This is a genomic window from Vibrio sp. 1580 (assembly GCF_033340055.1).
Window position 1 is genome coordinate 1 of record NZ_JAWOVT010000709.1, and the last position, 522, is coordinate 522.

At 46.9% G+C, this 522-nt stretch carries 1 protein-coding gene; it reads right to left on the reverse strand.

Going from position 1 to position 522, the window contains the following annotated elements; genetic code table 11:
- The coding region (gene yidC / locus R7093_RS27975) for a membrane protein insertase YidC (RefSeq protein ID WP_318147377.1) at nt 1-522 on the reverse strand (522 nt) is incomplete at both ends.

Genomic DNA, 522 nt, shown 5'->3' on the forward strand with positions numbered 1-522 from the left:
GGCCATCTGCTAGGTTGATAGACAGGTTGCGATCCTGCATATCTTCAAAGCTGTATTTTTTGTAACGAGTATCTTCAGTTGAGTAAGCACCGCCACGGTAGGTTGGCATTGTGATGCTACCACCATCGTCCATTAGGTTTTGACGTAGGTGTGCGTACATACCGAAGGTTGCGTTGTTACCAGAGTTGTTCGCTACATCGTATTCAACGTTCAGCGCGTAGCTGCCGCGTTTTAATACGTAAGTTTTTGTGTATTCGATGCCGTTTGCAGTAAATGTCATCGGAACGCGTAGTTCGTCTTGACCGTCAGCTAAAGTGAAGCTGTCTGCGCTCACATTGTAGTGAGGACGGTTAGAGCTGCTTAGATCGATACCTTGAGGACCAACAAGACCGCTTTGTGCGATGAATTGATGACCTTGTGTGTCTTTTAGCAGAACGAATGGGTCTGATGAATCAAGTTCAGCAGAGTATTGGTTTAGGTCGGCATGTACCACATCTCCACCAACGGTGTCGATCGACAGAG